The organism is Polaribacter sp. IC066 (genome assembly GCF_007997085.1).
GTDB lineage: Bacteria > Bacteroidota > Bacteroidia > Flavobacteriales > Flavobacteriaceae > Polaribacter.
Genome location: NZ_VORR01000016.1, coordinates 40,446 through 59,021 on the forward strand (window position 1 = coordinate 40,446; position 18,576 = coordinate 59,021).

Consider the following 18,576-nt stretch of genomic DNA (forward strand, 5'->3'; position numbering starts at 1 on the left):
ATGGTTTTAGTGGATAGTTTTTGGTTGATGGTAAATAAAAATAGAAATGAAAAAACATAATTTTAGTGCGGGACCGTGTATTTTACCGCAAGAAGTTTTAAAAAAAGCATCTGAAGCAATTCTCAATTTTAATGATGACGATTTGTCTTTGATAGAAATTTCTCATAGAAGTAAATCTTTTGTTGCGGTAATGGAAAAAGCACGCTCTTTAGCTTTAGAATTGCTAGGATTAGAGAACAAAGGTTACAAAGCTGTGTTTTTACACGGTGGCGCTAGTTTAGAATTTTTAATGGTAGCTTATAATTTATTAAATAAAAAAGCGGCGTATTTAAATACAGGAACTTGGGCAGACAATGCTATTAACGAGGCCAAAGCTTTCGGTAAAGTTATAGAAGTGGGGTCTTCTAAAGATAAAGGATTCACATACATTCCTAAAGGATACTCAATTCCAGAAGATGCAGATTATTTTCACTGCACAAGCAACAATACTATTTTTGGTACTCAAATGAAATCGTTTCCAGAAACCAATGTTTCTTTGGTATGTGATATGAGTTCAGATATTTTTTCTCGTCAATTAGATTTTGAAAAATTCGACTTAATTTATGCTGGCGCACAAAAAAATATGGGTCCGGCAGGCACAACTTTAGTCATTATTAAAGAAGATATTTTAGGCAAGGTAGAAAGACACATTCCGTCTATGCTAAATTATCAAATGCATATTGATAAAGATAGTATGTTTAACACACCCTCTGTTTTTGCCATTTATGTTTCGATGCTTACCTTACAATGGTTAAAAGATTTAGGTGGCATTCCGTTTATTGAAGAAGTAAACAATAAAAAAGCAGAACTTTTGTATAATGAAATTGATAGAAATCCGCTTTTTAAAGGTGTTGTAGCCAAAGAAGACAGAAGTACAATGAATGCAACCTTTGTGCTAACCGATACATCTTTCACTGAAAAATTTGATACGATGTGCAAAGAGGCAGGTATTAACGGTTTAAATGGACACAGAAGTGTTGGCGGTTATAGAGCAAGTATGTACAATGCATTGCCATTATACAGTGTTCAGGTTTTGGTAGATGTAATGCAGAGTCTCTCCTAGCCTCTCCGAAGGCGAGGAACTCTCACTGTTGATAAAAACTCACTGTTGAGAATGAATTAAACATATAGAAAAAAATACTTTTTGAACTTATAAAGTTTGAAGGAAAACAACATATAATTAAATATAAATAAAACTCCTTCCCTTTGGGAAGGTTAAGATGGGCTAATGAAGATATTAATAAACGACGGAATTTCACAAAGCGGAATAGACGCTTTAGAAAAAGGAGGATTTGAAGTAATGAATACAAAAGTTGCTCAAAATCAGTTAGAAAATTACATTAACGAACATAATATTGATGCAATTCTAGTAGGAGATACAACACAGGTTCGCCAAGAATTGATAGAAGCGTGTCCGAGTTTAAAGTTAATTGGGCGTGGTGGCATTGGCATGGACAATATTGATGTTGAATATGCAATCGATAATGGTTTGCAAGTAATTAATACGCCCGAAGCCTCCACAAATTCTGTGGCAGAATTGGTTTTTTCTCATTTATTTGGCATGGTGCGTTTTCTGCATTCATCAAACAGAGAAATGCCATTAGAAGGAGATTCTCGTTTTCAAGAATTGAAAAGAGCCTATGGACAAGGAGTTGAATTAAGAGGAAAAACACTTGGAATTATTGGTTTTGGAAAAATAGGGCAAGAAGTTGCAAAAATTGCCATTGGTTTAGGAATGCATGTTTTAGCAACAGATGAAGTTATAGAAAGCGCTTCTATAACGTTAGATTTTTTCAATGGTCAAAAAGCCATTTTTAATATTGGTACTGTCGATAAAGAAGAAGTGTATAAAGAATCAGATTTTATCACCTTACATGTTCCTGCACAAGAAGATTTTTTAATTACAGCAACAGATTTCGATAAAATGAAAGACGGTGTTGGTCTTATAAATACAGCAGCAGGTGGCGTTATAAATGAAGTAGATTTAATAAAAGCTATCGAAGAAGGTAAAGTACAATTTGCTGGTTTAGATGTTTTTGACACCGAACCAACACCCGCGGTTCAGGTTTTAATGAATCCAGAGATTTCATTAACGCCTCATATTGGCGCATCAACCAAAGAAGCATTTGATAGAGTTGGTTTAGAATTGGCTTCGCAAATAATTAGTTTATTAAAATAGTTTTAGATTTTACAAAGAATTAAAATTAAAGCCCAATCACCCTTTTTATATGGCAATCGTAAATCCTTTTAAAGCAGTAAGACCAAGCAGAGACAAGGTTGCTTTGGTATCTTCAAAATCGTATGAAGCGTATACGCATGCTGAATTAGGTGCTAAATTAGATTTTAATCCGTATTCTTTTTTACACATTGTAAATCCTGATTATAAATTTTTACAAGAGGTTTCTACCGAAAGACGATTTCTATCGGTACATAATAGATATGAAGATTTTAAAAGGAATCAAATTTTTATAAAAGATAAAATTCCTGCATTTTACATTTATGAAAGAATAGATGCACAGCATTCTTTTTGCGGAATTATCGGAGCCACAAGTATTGCTGATTATTTGAATGGTGATATTAAAAAACATGAAGGTACCATCAGTAAAAGAGAGCGTCTTTTTCAAAAATATCTAAAAATAATCGGCTTTAATGCAGAACCTATTTTATTAACTTTTAAGGATGATGAAACGATCGCAGAAATCATCACCCAAGAAAAAAAAAAAAGACCAGAATATGAATTCTCTACAACAGATAAAAAATTACATAAACTTTGGTTGGTCACAGATGAGAACATCACCCAAAAAATAAGAAAAGCTTTTGCAAAAATAAAAACGTTATATATTGCTGATGGTCATCACAGAACTGCATCTTCTGCTTTGTTAGCAAAAGATTTAGCGTCAGAAAACGAAAATCACACAGGAAATGAAGCATATAACTTTTTTATGAGTTATCTTATCCCTGAATCGCAATTGGATATTGCCGAATTTAACCGATTTGTAAAAGATTTAAACGGATTATCGCTTACTGAATTTTTAGGAAAATTAAGTGTTTCTTTTACAATTACAAATCATGGTCAACAAGTATATTTTCCTGATAAAAAACATCATTTTAGCATGTATGTACATGGTGAATTTTACTCTTTGTATTTAAAAGAAGACGTTTATAAATTTACAGATTCTTTGAGTGCATTAGATGCAGAAATTTTATATAGAACAGTTTTAAATCCTATTTTAGGTATTGAAGATTTATCAAATAATGATAGAACTGGTCATTCTGATACTAAAAAAGATATCGTTTCTATAAAAACAAAAGTTGATTTAGGTTTGTATACCGTTGGTTTTAGTTTAACGCCTGTAACCGTTCATGAAATGAAAGAAATTGCAGATGCTAACTTAAAAATGCCACCAAAAACAACCTATATTCAGCCAAAATTAAGAAGTGGTTTAACCATTTATGAGTTCTAATACTTTAAAAGTTTAGTGAGGTAAAAATTAATGAAGTACGTTTATTGCTGCTAATAGTCGCAAAAATTTAACAAGAAAGGAACATAAAAACATGGATTTTGTTAATTTTGTATCTTGGTAGTAATTTGATAACATCGTCAAATATAAAAAACGTTAAATACAGCTTACTTCAGCGTTTCATCCTAAAATATTCTAAAAATGATTACAGAAAATATAAACGAATTTTTATCAAAAATACCAAAAAGTGTAACTTTAGTTGCTGTTTCTAAAACCAAACCTATCGAAGATTTACAAGAAGCTTACGATGCTGGGCAGCGAGTTTTTGGTGAAAATAAAATTCAAGAAATGGCTAATAAATATGATGCCTTGCCAAAAGATATTCAATGGCATATGATTGGTCATTTACAAAGCAATAAGGTAAAATACATGGCTCATTTTGTGAATTTAATTCATGGAGTTGATAAATTTAGTACTTTAAAAGAAATTAACAAGCAAGCAAAAAAGCACGATCGCGTAATTAATTGTTTGTTGCAGGCAAAAATTGCCAAAGAAGATTCAAAATTCGGACTTGCTTTTCATGACATAGAAGAAATTTTAAAATCTACAGAACTAGCAGCGCTTACTCATATAAAAATTGTAGGTTTTATGGGGATGGCTACTTTTACCGATGATCAAGAGCAATTAAATGAAGAGTTTTTATCCTTAAAAACTTTTTATGATGCACAAAAATCGCAAACCGATCTTAAAAATTGTGAAATAGAAGTTTTATCGATGGGGATGAGTGGAGATTATCAACTAGCCATCGAAAACGGAAGTACAATGATTAGAGTAGGTAGCTCTATATTTGGTGCACGATAATTAAATTAGTAAACTTTATAAAAAAGGAAAGAAATTGTACGTTATTTTAGACATTGAAACTACAGGAGGTAAATTTAATGAAGAAGGTATTACTGAAATAGCCATCTATAAATTTGATGGTCATGATGTTGTCGATCAGTTTATATCACTTGTAAACCCAGAGAAACCGATTCAAGAATTTGTTGTAAAACTAACAGGCATTAACAATAAAATGTTACGAAATGCCCCAAAATTTTATGAAGTTGCAAAACGTATTGTAGAAATAACCAAAGATTGTATTGTGGTAGCCCATAATGCTGCTTTTGATTATCGAATTTTAAGAACAGAATTTGAGCGTTTAGGGTTTGACTTTTACAGAAATACATTGTGTACTGTAGAATTAAGTCAGAATTTAATAGAAAACCAGCCTTCTTATAGTTTAGGAAAGCTTACAAAGTCTTTAGGAATACCTATTACCGACAGACACAGAGCAACTGGAGATGCGCTTGCAACCGTGCAACTTTTTAAGTTACTTTTAGAAAAAGATACTGAAAAAACTATTATTCAGAATTCAGTTAAGTATTTTGATAGAAGATTAGAAAAAGAAAAACTAAAAAATTTAATTGATGAAATACCTGATACGTTAGGGGTCTATTATGTTCACGATAGTACCGGGAAAGTAATTTTTATAGGCAAAGGCAAAAATATAAAAGCTGAACTAAATAATCTCTTTATTAAAACATCTAGGCGTGCAGTTAAAATTCAAGAAAGAGCAAGTACTGTTTCTTTTAATAAAACAGGTAATGAACTTTTTACTCGCTTAAAGTATTATTTACAGTTAGATAAAATTTCACCGAAATTTAATTTTAAAAAGAAACTTAAAATTAATGAAGAAAACTTTAACAACGATAATTTTATAATTTTTGATAAAGGTAGAGAGGTTGAAGAACATGCCGTAATACTGATCGAAAACAATATCGTAACTAGCTATGGTTATATCAATTTAGCACACCAAGAAAATAATTTAGAAATTCTAAAATCTGTTTTAACAAAAATTGAAAATAAAGAGATTTCTAAAACCATTATTAAAAACTACTTAAAGCGAAGTAAGGTTCAAAAAATCATTAGATTCTAAAACATTCTTGTCAGATAAAAGACTCAAGATTGCTCCGTTTTTATTAGACAAGATTGCTCCGTTTTTATTAGACAAGATTGCTTTTAATAATGTGTTTACTAAAATATTGATAGATAGTAAAGAGTATTATTTAGAAGCAACCGATAAGTTTTTCCTTTTGGGTAGGTACCTGTTAAAACACTAAATGGGCAAGCAAGAATCATCAACTATAAAAAAGAAAGTAATTGGGTTTATGTAAGTTTGAAAATTAAATCTTCAAAAAATGTTACTGCTAATTTAGTTTTAAATAAAAAAGCTGAACTCACTAAACACTTATTAATTAAAAGGCTAGGCTATGCTACTCAAATACAAAGGAACTAATTAAAGGTATTAGGTTTTGAAAACTATCTATAAAAATTTACAGCAGATAATCAGGATATTGAAGCAAAAGATTGCATAATTCGTTTTCAAGATAAATTAAACAAAGCATTGCAAAAAGTTTTCAAAATAAATGTAATGATGACCAATGACTTCATCAAGAAAACAAGAATTACTCCTTCCTTTTTTGATCAACTAAAAGAAATAAATAATACTGTAGCTTTTGGTTTTGACAAAAAAATAGCTTTGCTTTAAGTTTGGAAATTGCACCCCCCTATTAAAGAACCCTACTCCCAAAAGAAATCGCAAATTCTTTGCCTAATAAAGGAGGCCGGTTATTCTTAAAGTAGACAACAAAGGTAAATTATTTCCTATTTACTAAAGAATGTCGCTTAATCAGAAGGCTTACAATTCTGAAGAATATTTTGCTTTAAAGAAATTTTTAACAAGTTGTCATTGCAAAAAACTCATATCTAACTTTAGAAAAAAATAACAGCGAATAAATATCCCTTATCAAATGAATTATTAGAATAGAAAAACAATACATTTGATTATATTACTTTATATTCGCCGAGTACATATGGTAAATCAAGAACTTTTAATTTCGCAGTTTCAGAAGAAAGATGTGAAAGCATACGAAAAACTATACAATCTTTATTGTAATAGTATTTCTGGAGTAGTAAATAATATTGTTAAAAATAATGATGTTGCACAAGAAATAACCCAAGATGTTTTTATAAAAGCTTGGAACAATGCAGAAAGTTACTCTTCAAAAAAAGGTCGCTTTTTTACATGGATTCTAAATATAGCAAGGAATTCTGCTATAGATTACACGCGCTCTAAAAAATTTAAAGAATCTAAACAAAACCTTAATGCCGATTTTCTCGTAGATATATTAGAAACCAGTAGTAGTTTAGATAGCACAACGAACACCATTGGCTTAAAAGAATTTGTAACCAAACTAGGTGACTCTTGTAAATCTGTTATAGAATTATTATATTTTAAAGGATTTACACAAAAAGAAGCATCAGAAGAATTAAGCATGCCTATTGGAACGATTAAAACCAAAAATAGAACGTGCATTGGCGAATTACGAACAATGTTAGGAGTATAAAAAATGGACAATAAAGAATACATAGCATCTGGAATTTTAGAACTGTACGTCGCAGGCTCGCTTTCTGAAAAAGAAAATGAAGAAGTGTCTGCCCTAATTCAAGAAAATCCAGAACTACTTGCGGAAGTAATATCTATAGAAAAAGCAATTGTACAATTAACAGCTGCTGCAAAAAAGGACGCTACCTATTCTTTTAACGATATTAAAAATCAGTTAAAAGATACGGAAACGAAAGTAATAACATTTCCAAAACCAAACAGAAAACAATATATTGGTTGGGCCGCTGCTTTTATTTTAGGATCTACATTACTTTTATCGGTACTTCAAAACAATAGTTTAAAAGAGCAATTAAGCGCAGAAAAACAACAATTAGAAGAACAAATAAATAAATCTTCTAATAGTTTAGCAGACGCAGAAAAGTTAATTGAGGTTTTTAGAGATAAAGATATTATTTCAATTCCTTTGGCAGGTCAAACTGTTTCGCCAACTTCGTATGCAAAAGTATATTGGGATAAAAAAACAAATTCTATTTATTTAGATGCTAAAGGTTTACCAGAACCTCCAGAAGGAAAAGTATATCAAGTTTGGTCTTTAACTTTAGACCCTTTAACACCAACAAGTTTGGGTGTTTTAGATACTTTTACTGCAGATGTTAATAAGATTTTTACCATCAGCAATGCAAATCAATCTGAAGCATTTGGTATTACTTTAGAACCTGCAGGTGGTAGTCTTTCTCCTAATTTAGAGCAATTATATACTTTGGGTGCAGTTGCCTCTTAAAGATTAAGTTATACTTTTTTTGAGTAAAGCTCAATTTTTTAAAATATTATAAATTGAAATAATCCCGCTTTATCTGCTGAACTTGCTTCAGTATTTAGCGGGATTTTGGTTTTAATTTATTTGATGAATAAAAATATACAGCCTGCTTAGTAAAAGATACGGTCTTAATTCTCAACGATGAAATAGTAAACAATCAGCATAAAATAAAACCTATTAATTAGTTTACTAACTCTCTTTTTTCAAAACCAAAAATGCCAAAACAAACTTTATAAAGTGTTTGAAATCTGATAAAAAAAGGAATTCCGTTCGTTTATAAACTTCTATAAAGTGAATTTCCCTTTCATTTTATTGCACACATAAACAGCCAATAAAATCCAAAAAAATGCTCAAACCATAAAGCTTGCGCATTTATATTTTATTCTAGAAAACTTACTTTCCAAAAAGACCACTAACATACCTCTAAATCCTTTAGATTCTTTTTTATCGCCCCTTAAAAACATTCCTGCAACATCATCAACAAGACTTACATCGCCAACTGCATCTAACATTTTTTCAAGAAAACTTGCTCACCTGCTTCACTGCTACCGCCAAACAAACCTCCAAGAAGTCCCGTTAAATCTCCTGAATGATCTAAATTCTGTTCTTTAGTTTGTTTTGCAAAAAACGCATTAAAATAGGAGCTGATACTTTTAAAATATTCGCAACAGAACTTGCATCTAAACCTGCTTTTTGACCAATAATTTGCTCAACACCTTGTTGCTTGCTCCCTAAAATATGACTTAAAATTCCCGCGCCATCTTGTTTAAGGGCATCTTTTACTCCGCCGCCAAATAAACCATCAAGATTGTCTAAAATACTACCGTCGTGTTTCCCAGACAAGGCATTCATTAAGCCTGCTGCTCTTTCTGGTGTCTTTGCATTTCTTTCCATTGCTTTCATAAGCACAGGTAAAGCCATGGTTAAAACACTACTTGTTTTATTAGAATCATTTCCTGTAGAATCTATTACACCAGCTATTATTGATTTTCCTAAATCACTATCTAATAAGTCTAAAATTCCTGTCACTTTATATTTTTTATAATTAATTGATGTTGTTGCCAAATTTATGACACAATATAGCAATAAAGTCACGCTACTTTTAAATATTTTTTTATCTTTCAGCTTCTTAATTAAATTTTAAGTAACCACATGAAAAAACTCGCATTACATTGGAAAATTTTAATAGGAATGGTTTTAGGAATCGTTTTTGGTTTTATAATGAATTCTATAGACGGTGGTAAAGGATTTGTAACCGATTGGGTAAAACCTTTTGGAACTATTTTTATCAATCTTTTAAAATTAATTGCAGTACCCTTAATATTGGCTTCTTTAATTAAAGGAATTTCTGATTTAAAAGATATTTCTAAAATTAAAAAAATGGGCTTAAGAACAATGGTTATTTATATGATGACTACGGTAGTTGCTATTATTATTGGTTTAGGAATTGTAAATCTCGTGAAACCTGGTGCAGGAATGTCTGCTGATACCATAGAAAAAATAAAGGCGAAATATGAAACATCTACCGATGTTGTTGATAAATTAACCAAGGCCTCTACGCAGAAACAATCGGGTCCTTTGCAAGCTTTAGTTGATATTTTTCCAAGTAATATTTTTACTGCTTTGGGTGATGCTAATATGTTACAGATTATCTTTTTCGCTTTATTTATTGGTATTTCTTTGTTGTTAATTCCAGAAAAAAAAGCAAAACCTTTAATGAAATTCTTTGATTCTTTAAATGAAGTAGTCATGAAAATGGTCGATTTAATTATGCTATTTGCGCCTTATGCTGTTTTTGCGTTATTAGCAAACGTTATTATTGCTTTTGATGATATCGAAATTCTTCTTAAACTTTTAGTATACTCTGCTTGCGTTGTTGGTGGTTTATTATTGATGATTAGTTTCTATTTGATGTTGGTTTATGTGTATACAAAAAAATCACCTTTATGGTTTTTAAAGCAAATAAGTCCGGCTCAATTATTGGCTTTCTCTACAAGTTCTAGTGCGGCAACTTTACCAGTAACCATGGAGAGGGTTGAAGAGCATTTAGGCGTAGATAAAGAAGTTTCAGGCTTTGTATTACCCGTTGGCGCAACCATAAATATGGACGGCACAAGCTTATACCAAGCCATTGCAGCGGTATTTATTATGCAAGTAGTTTGGCCAGAAGGGTTAACATTTTCTAATCAATTAATTATTGTGGCAACCGCATTATTAGCCTCTATTGGTTCGGCAGCCGTGCCAAGTGCAGGTATGGTTATGTTGGTTATTGTACTAGAATCTATTGGCTTTCCGCCAGAATTATTACCAATTGGTTTAGCATTAATTTTTGCAGTTGATAGACCTTTAGACATGTGCAGAACTACCGTAAATGTTACAGGAGATGCTACAGTTTCTATGATTGTTGCAAAATCTTTAGGTAAATTACGAGATCCTAAACCAAAAGAATGGGATGACAACTATAAAAAAGAAAAATAAATTTGTAACATATTATTTTTAATAAAATGTTCTTAAAAATTGAGAATCCTTTAGTATCTGCAGATTGGCTTTATAAGCACTTAAATAGCAAAAACCTTATTGTTTTAGATGCTACAATTCTGAATGTTACAGATAAAAAACAGCAAGAAATCAACACGAAAAAGCAAGTTAAGGGCGCAGTATTTTTTGATATTAAAAATATTTTTTCTGACACAAAAAGTCCCTTACCTAATACTGTTTTAACACCAAAAGAATTTGAAGAAAAAGCACAGATTTTTGGAATTCAAAAAAATAGTGCACTTGTAGTTTATGATGATTTAGGCATCTACGCATCGCCAAGAGTTTGGTGGATGTTTACCTTAATGGGTTTTACGAACATTGCTATTTTAGATGGAGGTTTCCCTGCATGGAAAGCTCAAAATTACCCCATAGAAAGCCCTAAACAACGTTCTTTACCAAAAGGAGATTTCGTTGTCAATTATCAATCAGAAAAATTAAAATATACGCAAGATGTTTTAAAATCAATAGAAAACAACAATTCTATAATCGCAGATGCGCGCTCAAAAGGTCGTTTTTATGCAACAGAACCTGAACCAAGACAAGATTTAAAAACAGGTCATATACCCACTGCTTTTAGTTTGCCACATTCTGAAATTCTAGAAAATGGTTTTATGAAAACTAAAGACCAATTAAAAACAATTTACGATACTATAAATCCGACAAAAAAAGATTTTATTTTCACTTGTGGATCAGGTATTACGGCCTCTGTTTTAGCTTTTGGAGCGGCTTTAATAGATATAAATAATTACGCTGTTTACGATGGTTCTTGGACAGAATGGGGCTCTACAAATCATTTACCAATAGAAAAATAAAAAACTAATTTAATTGACTTCATTCTTGTCCGATAAAAGACTCAAGATCCCTTCGCTTTTAGAACCAAGACTTGTTTCTAACTATCTGACAAACATATTTAATTTGAAATAAATTTATCTGCTTTATATTCATTAAATTATTTTCAAAAAAGCAAGAAGTCATTTAAAAAATTCGCAAAACCTTTCATTTTAACAAGGTTTATTACACTAAAAATATTTGTAATCAGACACTAATGAATCTAAATAATAGTTTAAAACTTTTATCTTTTTATAAGCCATACATGGCGATTATTTTGAAGATAAAAGAATAGAACTTCATTTTATCCAAAGTAAATAGAACAACAACATATCATCAAATTCATCGTAATTGCTAATTCTGATGAAAATAATTTGTGTAAAGTTAAAAAGTGTATCAATGAAAATAAATTTAACCGACTATAGAAACATGCATTTATTAAAGAACTAAAATATATTCTTTGCTATTGATTTTTTAGAAACACTCAAAAAAAATATTTACAAAATTTTTTACAAATTCTTGCGATTTACTTCTACCACTCTTTTTAGCGCATAAAACAAATACAGACTAACATAAAAAGGAGAGTAAGCGTTTCTGTAATACAAATTAATTTTAAAAACGGGCCATAATAGTTAAAACTCAAAATGCCTTTTTAATTTTGTCTGAAAATAAAGTAATGCAGTTTAAAAATCTTCGAAAAGTAAATAGTATCAAAATTTTAAACCAACTCACATTGGCAATAGATGGATTGCAATCAAAATTATACTGGTTAAACGACAAGGAATAACTAAATTAGTTTTGCTTATTTTGATCTTTTTATTATTTAGAATTTCAAGCTTCGATTAGAGCAATCAATGTATCAAGTGAAAAAAGACTTTTTTTTTGTTTGATGAAAACCTAGATTTTTAAACTTTCCTTTTAACTACCGATGTAGAGCATCAGAAAATTATAACAATTAGAATAAAAACAGTTCTGTATAAACTACATGTAATAAACTGATATAAAACGGAGAACGATATTATTTTAAAATAAAAATTCTTTATATATTTCAGACTTTAATAGTAGCTGAAGTAAAATCGCCGTAAAAAAATAATATGCAAATAATTTTAGGAGCAAACGGAATAATTGGAGAAGAATTAGCAAGCGAGTTAAGAGTTAATTATACAGATAAAATAAAATTAGTGGGCAGAAATCCAAAAAAAGTAAACACCGATGATCTCTTATTTCAAGGCGACTTATTAAAACCCGAAGATGTTAACAATGCTTTAAAACACTGCGAAATTGCCTATTTAACAGTTGGGCTTCCTTATAATTCAGCCGTATGGTTAAGAGATTGGCCAAAAATTATGCACAATGTAATCGCAGGATGTAAAGCTAACAATTGCAAACTTGTTTATTTTGATAATACCTATGCCTATCCGCAAGGCAGCAAGATTCAAAAAGAAAATACCCCCTTAAAATCGGAAGGAAAAAAAGGCAAAGCTAAAAAAATAGCGGCTCAACTGTTATTACTAGCAATTAAAGAAAAAAAGATTGATGCCGTTATATGCAGAGCACCCGAATTTTATGGGCCCGGTAAAACAAAAGGAATTACAAATACACTTATATTTAAAAAGCTAAAAATAACTAAAAAACCAAAATTATTTTTAAAAGATAATGTTTTAAGAACTTTAATTTATGCACCTGACGCTAGTAAGGCGATGGCTTTAATTGGAAATACACCTGATGCTTTCGGCCAAACTTGGCATCTTCCTTGTGATGATTATCGACTAACTTACAAAGAAATACTAGAAGAAATCTCTAAACAACTAGGTCGCACAATACAATACGACATACTAAATTCGGTTACTTTAAAAATAGCTTCATTCTTTAATAATGATATTAAAGAAACACAAGAACTACTCCCGCGTTATAAAATCGATAATCTATTCTATTCTTCAAAATTTAAGAAAAAATTTCCTGATTTTAATATAACTACGTATCAACAAGGAATTAAGAATATCCTTGAAGATTACCAAATAAAATAGCAAAAACAACAAAATATATAATACATAAACTGTTGTAGTACATCACTAAATCTATGTAATTGCTAAAACTACAACAACTCTATAATCAAATTGTGTGCACTGTAATTAGCCACTTACAAAAAAAAGGTACACAAAAACCTAGTAAAATATAAAAACCTAAACAAGCATCAATTTCTCAATGATGTCCTCACCTATTTCTTCATTCATCATTTTAACAATTTTTTCTTTGCCATAACTCAACTCTTCTCGCAAAACCGACGATGTTAATTGAATAATTAATGTTTTATTTTGCAATCTTACAGAAGTTGTATGGGTCGTAACTCCTGGACCCATCATTTTAATCCAAGTTTCTTCTACCTTTATTTTTTGCATGCCTTTACTCAAATTATTTTCTTTGATAAAACTCTGCATTAAGTCTTCTATAGAAAAAGAATCGTTTTCTCTTTTTGCCATTTTTAGTTCGCTTTTCGCTTTTTATTGTTTGCCTTTTACTGATCAAATACTCCTTAAAATTGTAGTTTGCTTAAAACAGTTTACGCTGAACCTACTCTTTTAATTTAAAAATCTGATATTTTTTATCGCCTTTCTTTAAAATATTCTCTGTTCTATCTGCATGTGTGTCGGTGATAAATATTTGTCCGAAATCATCATTATTCACCAAATCTATAATATGTGAAACTCTGTTCTCATCTAATTTATCAAAAATATCATCCAATAATAAAATAGGCAATATATTGGTTTGTTGTTTGATAAAATCGAACTGTGCCAATTTTAGTGCAATTAAATACGATTTTTGCTGCCCTTGAGACCCAAATTTTTTAATAGGATACTCTCCAATCTCAAAACTTAAATCGTCTTTATGAATACCTGCAGTTGTATATTGAATCATCTTATCTTTCGCTAAAGACTTTTTCAACAAATCTTTCATTAAAAAATCGTTGAGCTGACTCTTATAATTAAGGTTTACTTTTTCTTTATCCCCAGAAATTATTTGATATTTCTCATTAAAGATAGGAATAAATGCTGCTAAAAACGCTTTTCTAACCTCATAAATTCTTGCTCCATATTCAGAAAGTTGATCGTCATAGACACTCAAGTTTAAAGCATCAAAAGTTCTATTTGCTGCAAAATATTTTAACAAAGCATTTCTTTGCGTTAACACTTTATTATAAGCCATTAAATCTTTTAAATACAATTTATTTTGCTGCGAAATTACGCCATCAATAAATTTTCTTCTAGTATCACTGCCTTCTGTCACTAAATCTCTATCCGCCGGTGACACAATGACCAACGGAAATTGACCAATATGATCGGCAAACTTGTCATATATTTTAGCATTCCTTTTTAAGACCTTTTTTTGTCCTTTTTTTAAACTACACACTATTTTCTCTTCTCTATGGTTTAAAAGGTACGTTCCTTCTACCATAAAAAAGCCTTCTCCGTGTCTAATATTCTGAAGCGCTATAGAATTAAAGTAACTTTTTGTAAAAGATAAATAGTAAATGGCGTCTAAAACATTGGTTTTACCAATGCCATTATTACCCACAAAACAATTTATTTTCTCTTGAAAATCAAAAGATTGTGACGCAATATTCTTAAAATTAACAAGCGAAATTTTCTGTAAATACATGAATAATGAAGAGTATTAAATAGGAATTGCAAATTATTGAAAATTTAGCGAAATAACCTCTTTTTAAATCCAATTAAAAAAACTATTTTTGTCGCCAATAATTTTAAGAAAACTATGGCTACATACAAGAAAAAATATAAACCAGAAGGTAAAAAAGAAGCACAAGAAGTTGATGAAACTGAATTTGAAACAGCTGGAGTTTTAAACACTTTAGACGAAACTGCTTCTAGATCTGAAAAATGGATCGAAAAAAACAGCAAACCTTTATTTGCTTCTTTAATAGGTGTTGTCGTTATTTTTCTTGCTTTTTTAGCTTACAATAATTACGTTACAAAACCAAATGAATTAGAAGCTTCTAACGAGTTAGCTTTTCCTAGAAAATATTTTGATGAAGCTGCAACTGCTGGTTCTGGTATCGATTCTTTATTAAATTTAGGATTAGAAGGTGCAAACGGTAGATATGGTTTTTTAGATATTGCGGAATCTTTTAGTGGCACAAATGCAGGAAATATAGCAAATTATTATGCTGGTATTTCTTACTTACAAATGAAGCAATACGAAAAAGGAATTGAATATTTAAGTAAATTTAATTCTGATAATGCAACTTTAAACGCTGTTTCTTTTGGCGCAGTAGGAGATGCTTTTTCTGACATCGATCAGCAAGAAGATGCTTTAGACTATTATGAAAAAGCTGCAAATGCAAATGCAAACGACTTTACAACACCGTTGTTTTTATACAAAGCAGGACAAACCGCTATGTTATTAAAAAAATACGATAAAGCTGAATCTTTATTTACCAAAATAAAAGAAAAATATTCAGCATCAGATCAAGGAAAAGATGTTGAAAAATTTATCAACGCAGCAAAATATGCTGAACAATAGTATTTAGCAATTAGGTTTTTAGTGATTGGTAAAAACTTAACTACTAAAAACCAAATTCTAAAAACTAAAAATATGGCAACAAATAATTTATCATATTACGATAAAGAAACAATCCCAAATGCGAAATCTTTTCGATTTGGGATTGTTGTTTCAGAATGGAATCCTGAAATTACAAGAAATTTACAAAAAGGTGCAATAGAAACTTTAATAGATTGCGGAGCAACAAAAGAAAATATTATTTCTTGGGATGTTCCTGGAAGTTTTGAACTTGTTTTTGGTTGTAAAAAAATGGTTCAATCTCAAAAGTTAGACGCTATTATTGCCATTGGGAATGTAATTCAAGGAGAAACAAAACATTTCGATTTTGTTTGTGAAGGTGTTACCCAAGGTATTATAGATTTAAATGTTCACTATGATGTTCCTGTAATTTTTTGTGTTTTAACAGATAATACAAAACAACAGTCTTTAGATAGATCTGGCGGAAAACTTGGTAATAAAGGAATTGAATGTGCTGTTGCAGCCGTAAAAATGGCTGCTATTATAAACTTTAATAGAACTTCTGAAAGTATCGGTTTTTAAAAAAATATGTTTTCCTGCAAGGTTTTTTCTCGACCTTGTGGGTATTTATGTATCAAACTATACGTTTAATTAAACCTAAAAGGTTCTAAAAGCCTTGCAGGTTTATTGTATAATTTTAAGAATACTTTTCGCAACATTTCTTGACGCATTGCTTTTAATTCTTTAAATTTGATATGCCTAAAATTGGTATAAAAATTGATTTACTTTACATCAGTACACATCAATTATTTTTAAAGTTATGGGATTTCTAAAAAGAACAAATAAAAAATTTGATTATCAACCTCGGTATTATAAAGGAGAAGGAAATCCTTTTAAAATTGAGCATAAACTAGATAAGTTTAGAACAACTACCGGAAAAAGTAAAGGCCTAAAATCTACTTTTTCAGAGGCGGTTAAAGACCTTAATGGTGGCGATAAAAGTGGAAACAAAACCATTATTTACATTGTTGTCATACTCGTTTTAATTTTCTTATTTATCATTGATTTTGATCTCTCTATATTCTACTCTAAATAATGTCAGATATTATACAGCTTTTACCAGATCATGTAGCAAATCAAATTGCCGCAGGAGAAGTAGTACAAAGACCTGCTTCTGTAGTGAAAGAGCTACTAGAAAATGCAATTGATGCTGGTGCAACAAATATTAAGTTACTATTAAAAGATGCGGGTAAAACACTAATTCAAGTAATAGATGATGGTAAAGGCATGAGTGCCACCGACGCTAGAATGAGTTTTGAGCGCCATGCAACTTCAAAAATTCAAAAAGCAGAAGATTTATTTAATTTATGTACCAAAGGGTTTAGAGGTGAAGCTTTGGCATCTATTGCTGCCATTTCTCATGTTGAGTTAAAAACGAAACAAGAAAATGAAGAATTAGGTACTTCTATTAAAATAGAAGGAAGTAAAATAGTTTCTCAAGACTTTATTAGTACTTCAGAGGGCACAAGTATGGCAGTAAAAAACTTATTTTACAACATTCCTGCAAGAAGAAATTTTTTAAAATCAGATACGGTTGAAACTAGACATATTATTGACGAGTTTCAGCGTGTTGCTTTAGCACATTCTGCTATTTCATTTTTATTACATCATAATAATAACGAAGTATATCATTTAAAAGGGGGTAATTTAAGACAACGAATTGTTGCTATTTTTGGTGGTAAAATGAACGAAAAATTAGTTCCTATAAATGAACATACAGATATTGTTGCTATCAATGGTTTTATTGCAAAACCAGAGTTTTCTAAAAGAAAACGTGGCGAACAGTTCTTTTTTGTAAATGATCGTTTTATAAAAAGCTCTTATTTGAACCATGCGGTTGTAAATGCTTTTGATGGTTTGTTAGAGCAAGGTGCTCATCCCTCTTATTTTTTATATTTATCAGTACCTCCAAATAGTATTGATATTAATATTCACCCAACAAAAACAGAAATAAAGTTTGATAACGAAAAGGCATTATATGCCATGTTAAGAGCAACGGTAAAACATAGTTTAGGGCAATACAATGTAGCACCTGTTTTAGATTTTAATAGAGATGCTAATTTAGATACTTCCTATCATTCTACTAAAAACGCAGTAAAAACGTCTAGTCCTAGAATTATAGTAGATCACGATTTTAACCCTTTTAAAGAAACACAGCAAAAAGAAATTACGTTTCCTTACAAAAGAGAACAACACACACAAAGCTGGGAATCTTTATACACTTCTGTGGCTATTTCTGATGAAGAAAAACAAGAAGAATTATTTGAACATCAACATGAAGTAAAAACACAGAAAACATTTCAAATTCAGCGTAAATATTTATTGAGTTCTATAAAATCTGGTGTGGTTTTAATCAACCAATCATTAGCACATCAGCGTATATTATATGAAGATTTTTTAGAAAGTATTACAGTAAAAGAAGCCAATAGTCAGCAATTATTATTTCCTGTAAAAATATCTTTTTCATCTCAAGAAATAGAAATGATTTACACCATGAAAACTGAATTAGAAAATGCAGGTTTTTCTTTTGATGAGTTCACGAAAGATAGTGTTACGATTAAAGGAATTCCGGTTTCTGTGATAGAAAGCAAAATTACTATTATTTTAGAAGAACTTTTAAACGATATGAATTTTGAAGTGCCAGATGCTAGTTTTAGTCATTTTGATGTGATGGCAAAATCTTTTGCAAAAACATTATCGATAAAAACAGGAACACAGCTTTCAGGTAAAGAACAAGAAGGTTTAGTAAACGATTTATTCTCTTGCAAAGATCCTTCTGTTTCTCCTTTTGGTAAAGCTACTTTTAAGACCTTAACTTTAAACGAAATTGATAATTTATTTAATAGCTAACC

18 protein-coding genes are annotated in these 18,576 nt (G+C 30.4%); 14 read left to right on the forward strand and 4 right to left on the reverse strand.

Annotation, left to right across the window (positions count from 1 at the left end):
• Positions 1-46 precede the first annotated feature (46 nt).
• The 7 genes from serC to ES044_RS07430 all read left to right on the forward strand — a co-directional run bounded on the left by serC (position 47) and on the right by ES044_RS07430 (position 7,726).
• Positions 47-1,102: a 3-phosphoserine/phosphohydroxythreonine transaminase gene (gene serC / locus ES044_RS07400; protein WP_147118844.1), complete on the forward strand. Its 1,056-nt coding sequence runs from the start codon at positions 47-49 to the stop codon at positions 1,100-1,102.
• 165 nt (positions 1,103-1,267) lie between these two features.
• Positions 1,268-2,218, forward strand: coding sequence for a D-2-hydroxyacid dehydrogenase (locus tag ES044_RS07405; protein ID WP_147118845.1), 951 nt, complete (start codon positions 1,268-1,270; stop codon positions 2,216-2,218).
• A 49-nt stretch (positions 2,219-2,267) separates the two neighbouring features.
• Positions 2,268-3,503: a DUF1015 domain-containing protein gene (locus ES044_RS07410; RefSeq protein ID WP_147118846.1), complete on the forward strand. Its 1,236-nt coding sequence runs from the start codon at positions 2,268-2,270 to the stop codon at positions 3,501-3,503.
• Between the two features lie 198 nt (positions 3,504-3,701).
• Positions 3,702-4,361, forward strand: a complete 660-nt coding sequence (locus tag ES044_RS07415) for a YggS family pyridoxal phosphate-dependent enzyme (RefSeq protein ID WP_147118847.1) — start codon at positions 3,702-3,704, stop codon at positions 4,359-4,361.
• Positions 4,362-4,395: 34 nt separating this feature from the next.
• Positions 4,396-5,475 carry an exonuclease domain-containing protein gene (locus tag ES044_RS07420; RefSeq protein ID WP_147118848.1) on the forward strand — a complete coding sequence of 360 codons (1,080 nt, stop codon included), beginning with the start codon at positions 4,396-4,398 and terminating at the stop codon, positions 5,473-5,475.
• Positions 5,476-6,412: 937 nt separating this feature from the next.
• Positions 6,413-6,946 (forward strand): RNA polymerase sigma factor, encoded by a 534-nt coding sequence (locus tag ES044_RS07425; RefSeq protein WP_147118879.1) that lies wholly within the window; start codon positions 6,413-6,415, stop codon positions 6,944-6,946.
• A gap of 3 nt (positions 6,947-6,949) precedes the next feature.
• Positions 6,950-7,726 carry an anti-sigma factor domain-containing protein gene (locus tag ES044_RS07430; protein ID WP_147118849.1) on the forward strand — a complete coding sequence of 259 codons (777 nt, stop codon included), beginning with the start codon at positions 6,950-6,952 and terminating at the stop codon, positions 7,724-7,726.
• Between the two features lie 386 nt (positions 7,727-8,112).
• Here ES044_RS07430 and ES044_RS19350 read toward each other — a convergent pair whose 3' ends face one another.
• Both ES044_RS19350 and ES044_RS07435 read right to left on the reverse strand, forming a co-directional pair.
• Positions 8,113-8,274: a hypothetical protein gene (locus ES044_RS19350; protein ID WP_317131222.1), complete on the reverse strand. Its 162-nt coding sequence runs from the start codon at positions 8,272-8,274 to the stop codon at positions 8,113-8,115.
• Between the two features lie 82 nt (positions 8,275-8,356).
• Positions 8,357-8,827 carry a DUF937 domain-containing protein gene (locus ES044_RS07435; protein ID WP_317131223.1) on the reverse strand — a complete coding sequence of 157 codons (471 nt, stop codon included), beginning with the start codon at positions 8,825-8,827 and terminating at the stop codon, positions 8,357-8,359.
• 87 nt (positions 8,828-8,914) lie between these two features.
• Here ES044_RS07435 and ES044_RS07440 point away from each other — a divergent pair, with 87 nt between their 5' ends.
• The 3 genes from ES044_RS07440 (at position 8,915) to ES044_RS07450 (ending at position 13,155) form a co-directional block, all read left to right on the forward strand.
• Positions 8,915-10,240: a dicarboxylate/amino acid:cation symporter gene (locus ES044_RS07440; RefSeq protein ID WP_147118850.1), complete on the forward strand. Its 1,326-nt coding sequence runs from the start codon at positions 8,915-8,917 to the stop codon at positions 10,238-10,240.
• Positions 10,241-10,266: 26 nt separating this feature from the next.
• Positions 10,267-11,112 carry a sulfurtransferase gene (locus tag ES044_RS07445; RefSeq protein WP_147118851.1) on the forward strand — a complete coding sequence of 282 codons (846 nt, stop codon included), beginning with the start codon at positions 10,267-10,269 and terminating at the stop codon, positions 11,110-11,112.
• Positions 11,113-12,222: 1,110 nt separating this feature from the next.
• Positions 12,223-13,155 (forward strand): NAD-dependent epimerase/dehydratase family protein, encoded by a 933-nt coding sequence (locus ES044_RS07450; protein ID WP_147118852.1) that lies wholly within the window; start codon positions 12,223-12,225, stop codon positions 13,153-13,155.
• A 156-nt stretch (positions 13,156-13,311) separates the two neighbouring features.
• Here ES044_RS07450 and ES044_RS07455 read toward each other — a convergent pair whose 3' ends face one another.
• Positions 13,312-13,608 carry a DUF721 domain-containing protein gene (locus ES044_RS07455; RefSeq protein ID WP_147118853.1) on the reverse strand — a complete coding sequence of 99 codons (297 nt, stop codon included), beginning with the start codon at positions 13,606-13,608 and terminating at the stop codon, positions 13,312-13,314.
• Positions 13,609-13,699: 91 nt separating this feature from the next.
• Complete coding sequence (gene recF, locus ES044_RS07460; RefSeq protein WP_147118854.1) at positions 13,700-14,785, reverse strand: DNA replication/repair protein RecF; 1,086 nt, start codon at positions 14,783-14,785, stop codon at positions 13,700-13,702.
• 114 nt (positions 14,786-14,899) lie between these two features.
• Between recF and ES044_RS07465 the strand changes: the two genes are divergently transcribed.
• The 4 genes from ES044_RS07465 to mutL all read left to right on the forward strand — a co-directional run bounded on the left by ES044_RS07465 (position 14,900) and on the right by mutL (position 18,574).
• The gene (locus ES044_RS07465; RefSeq protein ID WP_147118855.1) at positions 14,900-15,667 is read left to right on the forward strand and encodes a tetratricopeptide repeat protein; all 768 of its coding nucleotides are present in this window, start codon (positions 14,900-14,902) and stop codon (positions 15,665-15,667) included.
• Positions 15,668-15,739: 72 nt separating this feature from the next.
• Complete coding sequence (gene ribH / locus ES044_RS07470; protein WP_147118856.1) at positions 15,740-16,246, forward strand: 6,7-dimethyl-8-ribityllumazine synthase; 507 nt, start codon at positions 15,740-15,742, stop codon at positions 16,244-16,246.
• Positions 16,247-16,484: 238 nt separating this feature from the next.
• The gene (locus ES044_RS07475) at positions 16,485-16,760 is read left to right on the forward strand and encodes a riboflavin synthase subunit beta (protein WP_147118857.1); all 276 of its coding nucleotides are present in this window, start codon (positions 16,485-16,487) and stop codon (positions 16,758-16,760) included.
• Positions 16,760-18,574 (forward strand): DNA mismatch repair endonuclease MutL, encoded by a 1,815-nt coding sequence (gene mutL, locus ES044_RS07480; protein ID WP_147118858.1) that lies wholly within the window; start codon positions 16,760-16,762, stop codon positions 18,572-18,574. Before ES044_RS07475 ends, mutL begins: the two co-directional genes overlap by 1 nt.
• Positions 18,575-18,576: the final 2 nt, after the last annotated feature.

Coding starts and splice junctions, on each gene's coding strand:
- serC (WP_147118844.1), top strand. CDS start 47: ATGAAAAAACATAATTTTAGTGCGGGACCGTGTATTTTACCGCAAGAA.
- ES044_RS07405 (WP_147118845.1), top strand. CDS start 1,268: ATGAAGATATTAATAAACGACGGAATTTCACAAAGCGGAATAGACGCT.
- ES044_RS07410 (WP_147118846.1), top strand. CDS start 2,268: ATGGCAATCGTAAATCCTTTTAAAGCAGTAAGACCAAGCAGAGACAAG.
- ES044_RS07415 (WP_147118847.1), top strand. CDS start 3,702: ATGATTACAGAAAATATAAACGAATTTTTATCAAAAATACCAAAAAGT.
- ES044_RS07425 (WP_147118879.1), top strand. CDS start 6,413: ATGGTAAATCAAGAACTTTTAATTTCGCAGTTTCAGAAGAAAGATGTG.
- ES044_RS07430 (WP_147118849.1), top strand. CDS start 6,950: ATGGACAATAAAGAATACATAGCATCTGGAATTTTAGAACTGTACGTC.
- ES044_RS19350 (WP_317131222.1), bottom strand. CDS start 8,274: ATGTTAGATGCAGTTGGCGATGTAAGTCTTGTTGATGATGTTGCAGGA.
- ES044_RS07440 (WP_147118850.1), top strand. CDS start 8,915: ATGAAAAAACTCGCATTACATTGGAAAATTTTAATAGGAATGGTTTTA.
- ES044_RS07445 (WP_147118851.1), top strand. CDS start 10,267: ATGTTCTTAAAAATTGAGAATCCTTTAGTATCTGCAGATTGGCTTTAT.
- ES044_RS07450 (WP_147118852.1), top strand. CDS start 12,223: ATGCAAATAATTTTAGGAGCAAACGGAATAATTGGAGAAGAATTAGCA.
- ES044_RS07455 (WP_147118853.1), bottom strand. CDS start 13,608: ATGGCAAAAAGAGAAAACGATTCTTTTTCTATAGAAGACTTAATGCAG.
- recF (WP_147118854.1), bottom strand. CDS start 14,785: ATGTATTTACAGAAAATTTCGCTTGTTAATTTTAAGAATATTGCGTCA.
- ES044_RS07465 (WP_147118855.1), top strand. CDS start 14,900: ATGGCTACATACAAGAAAAAATATAAACCAGAAGGTAAAAAAGAAGCA.
- ribH (WP_147118856.1), top strand. CDS start 15,740: ATGGCAACAAATAATTTATCATATTACGATAAAGAAACAATCCCAAAT.
- ES044_RS07475 (WP_147118857.1), top strand. CDS start 16,485: ATGGGATTTCTAAAAAGAACAAATAAAAAATTTGATTATCAACCTCGG.
- mutL (WP_147118858.1), top strand. CDS start 16,760: ATGTCAGATATTATACAGCTTTTACCAGATCATGTAGCAAATCAAATT.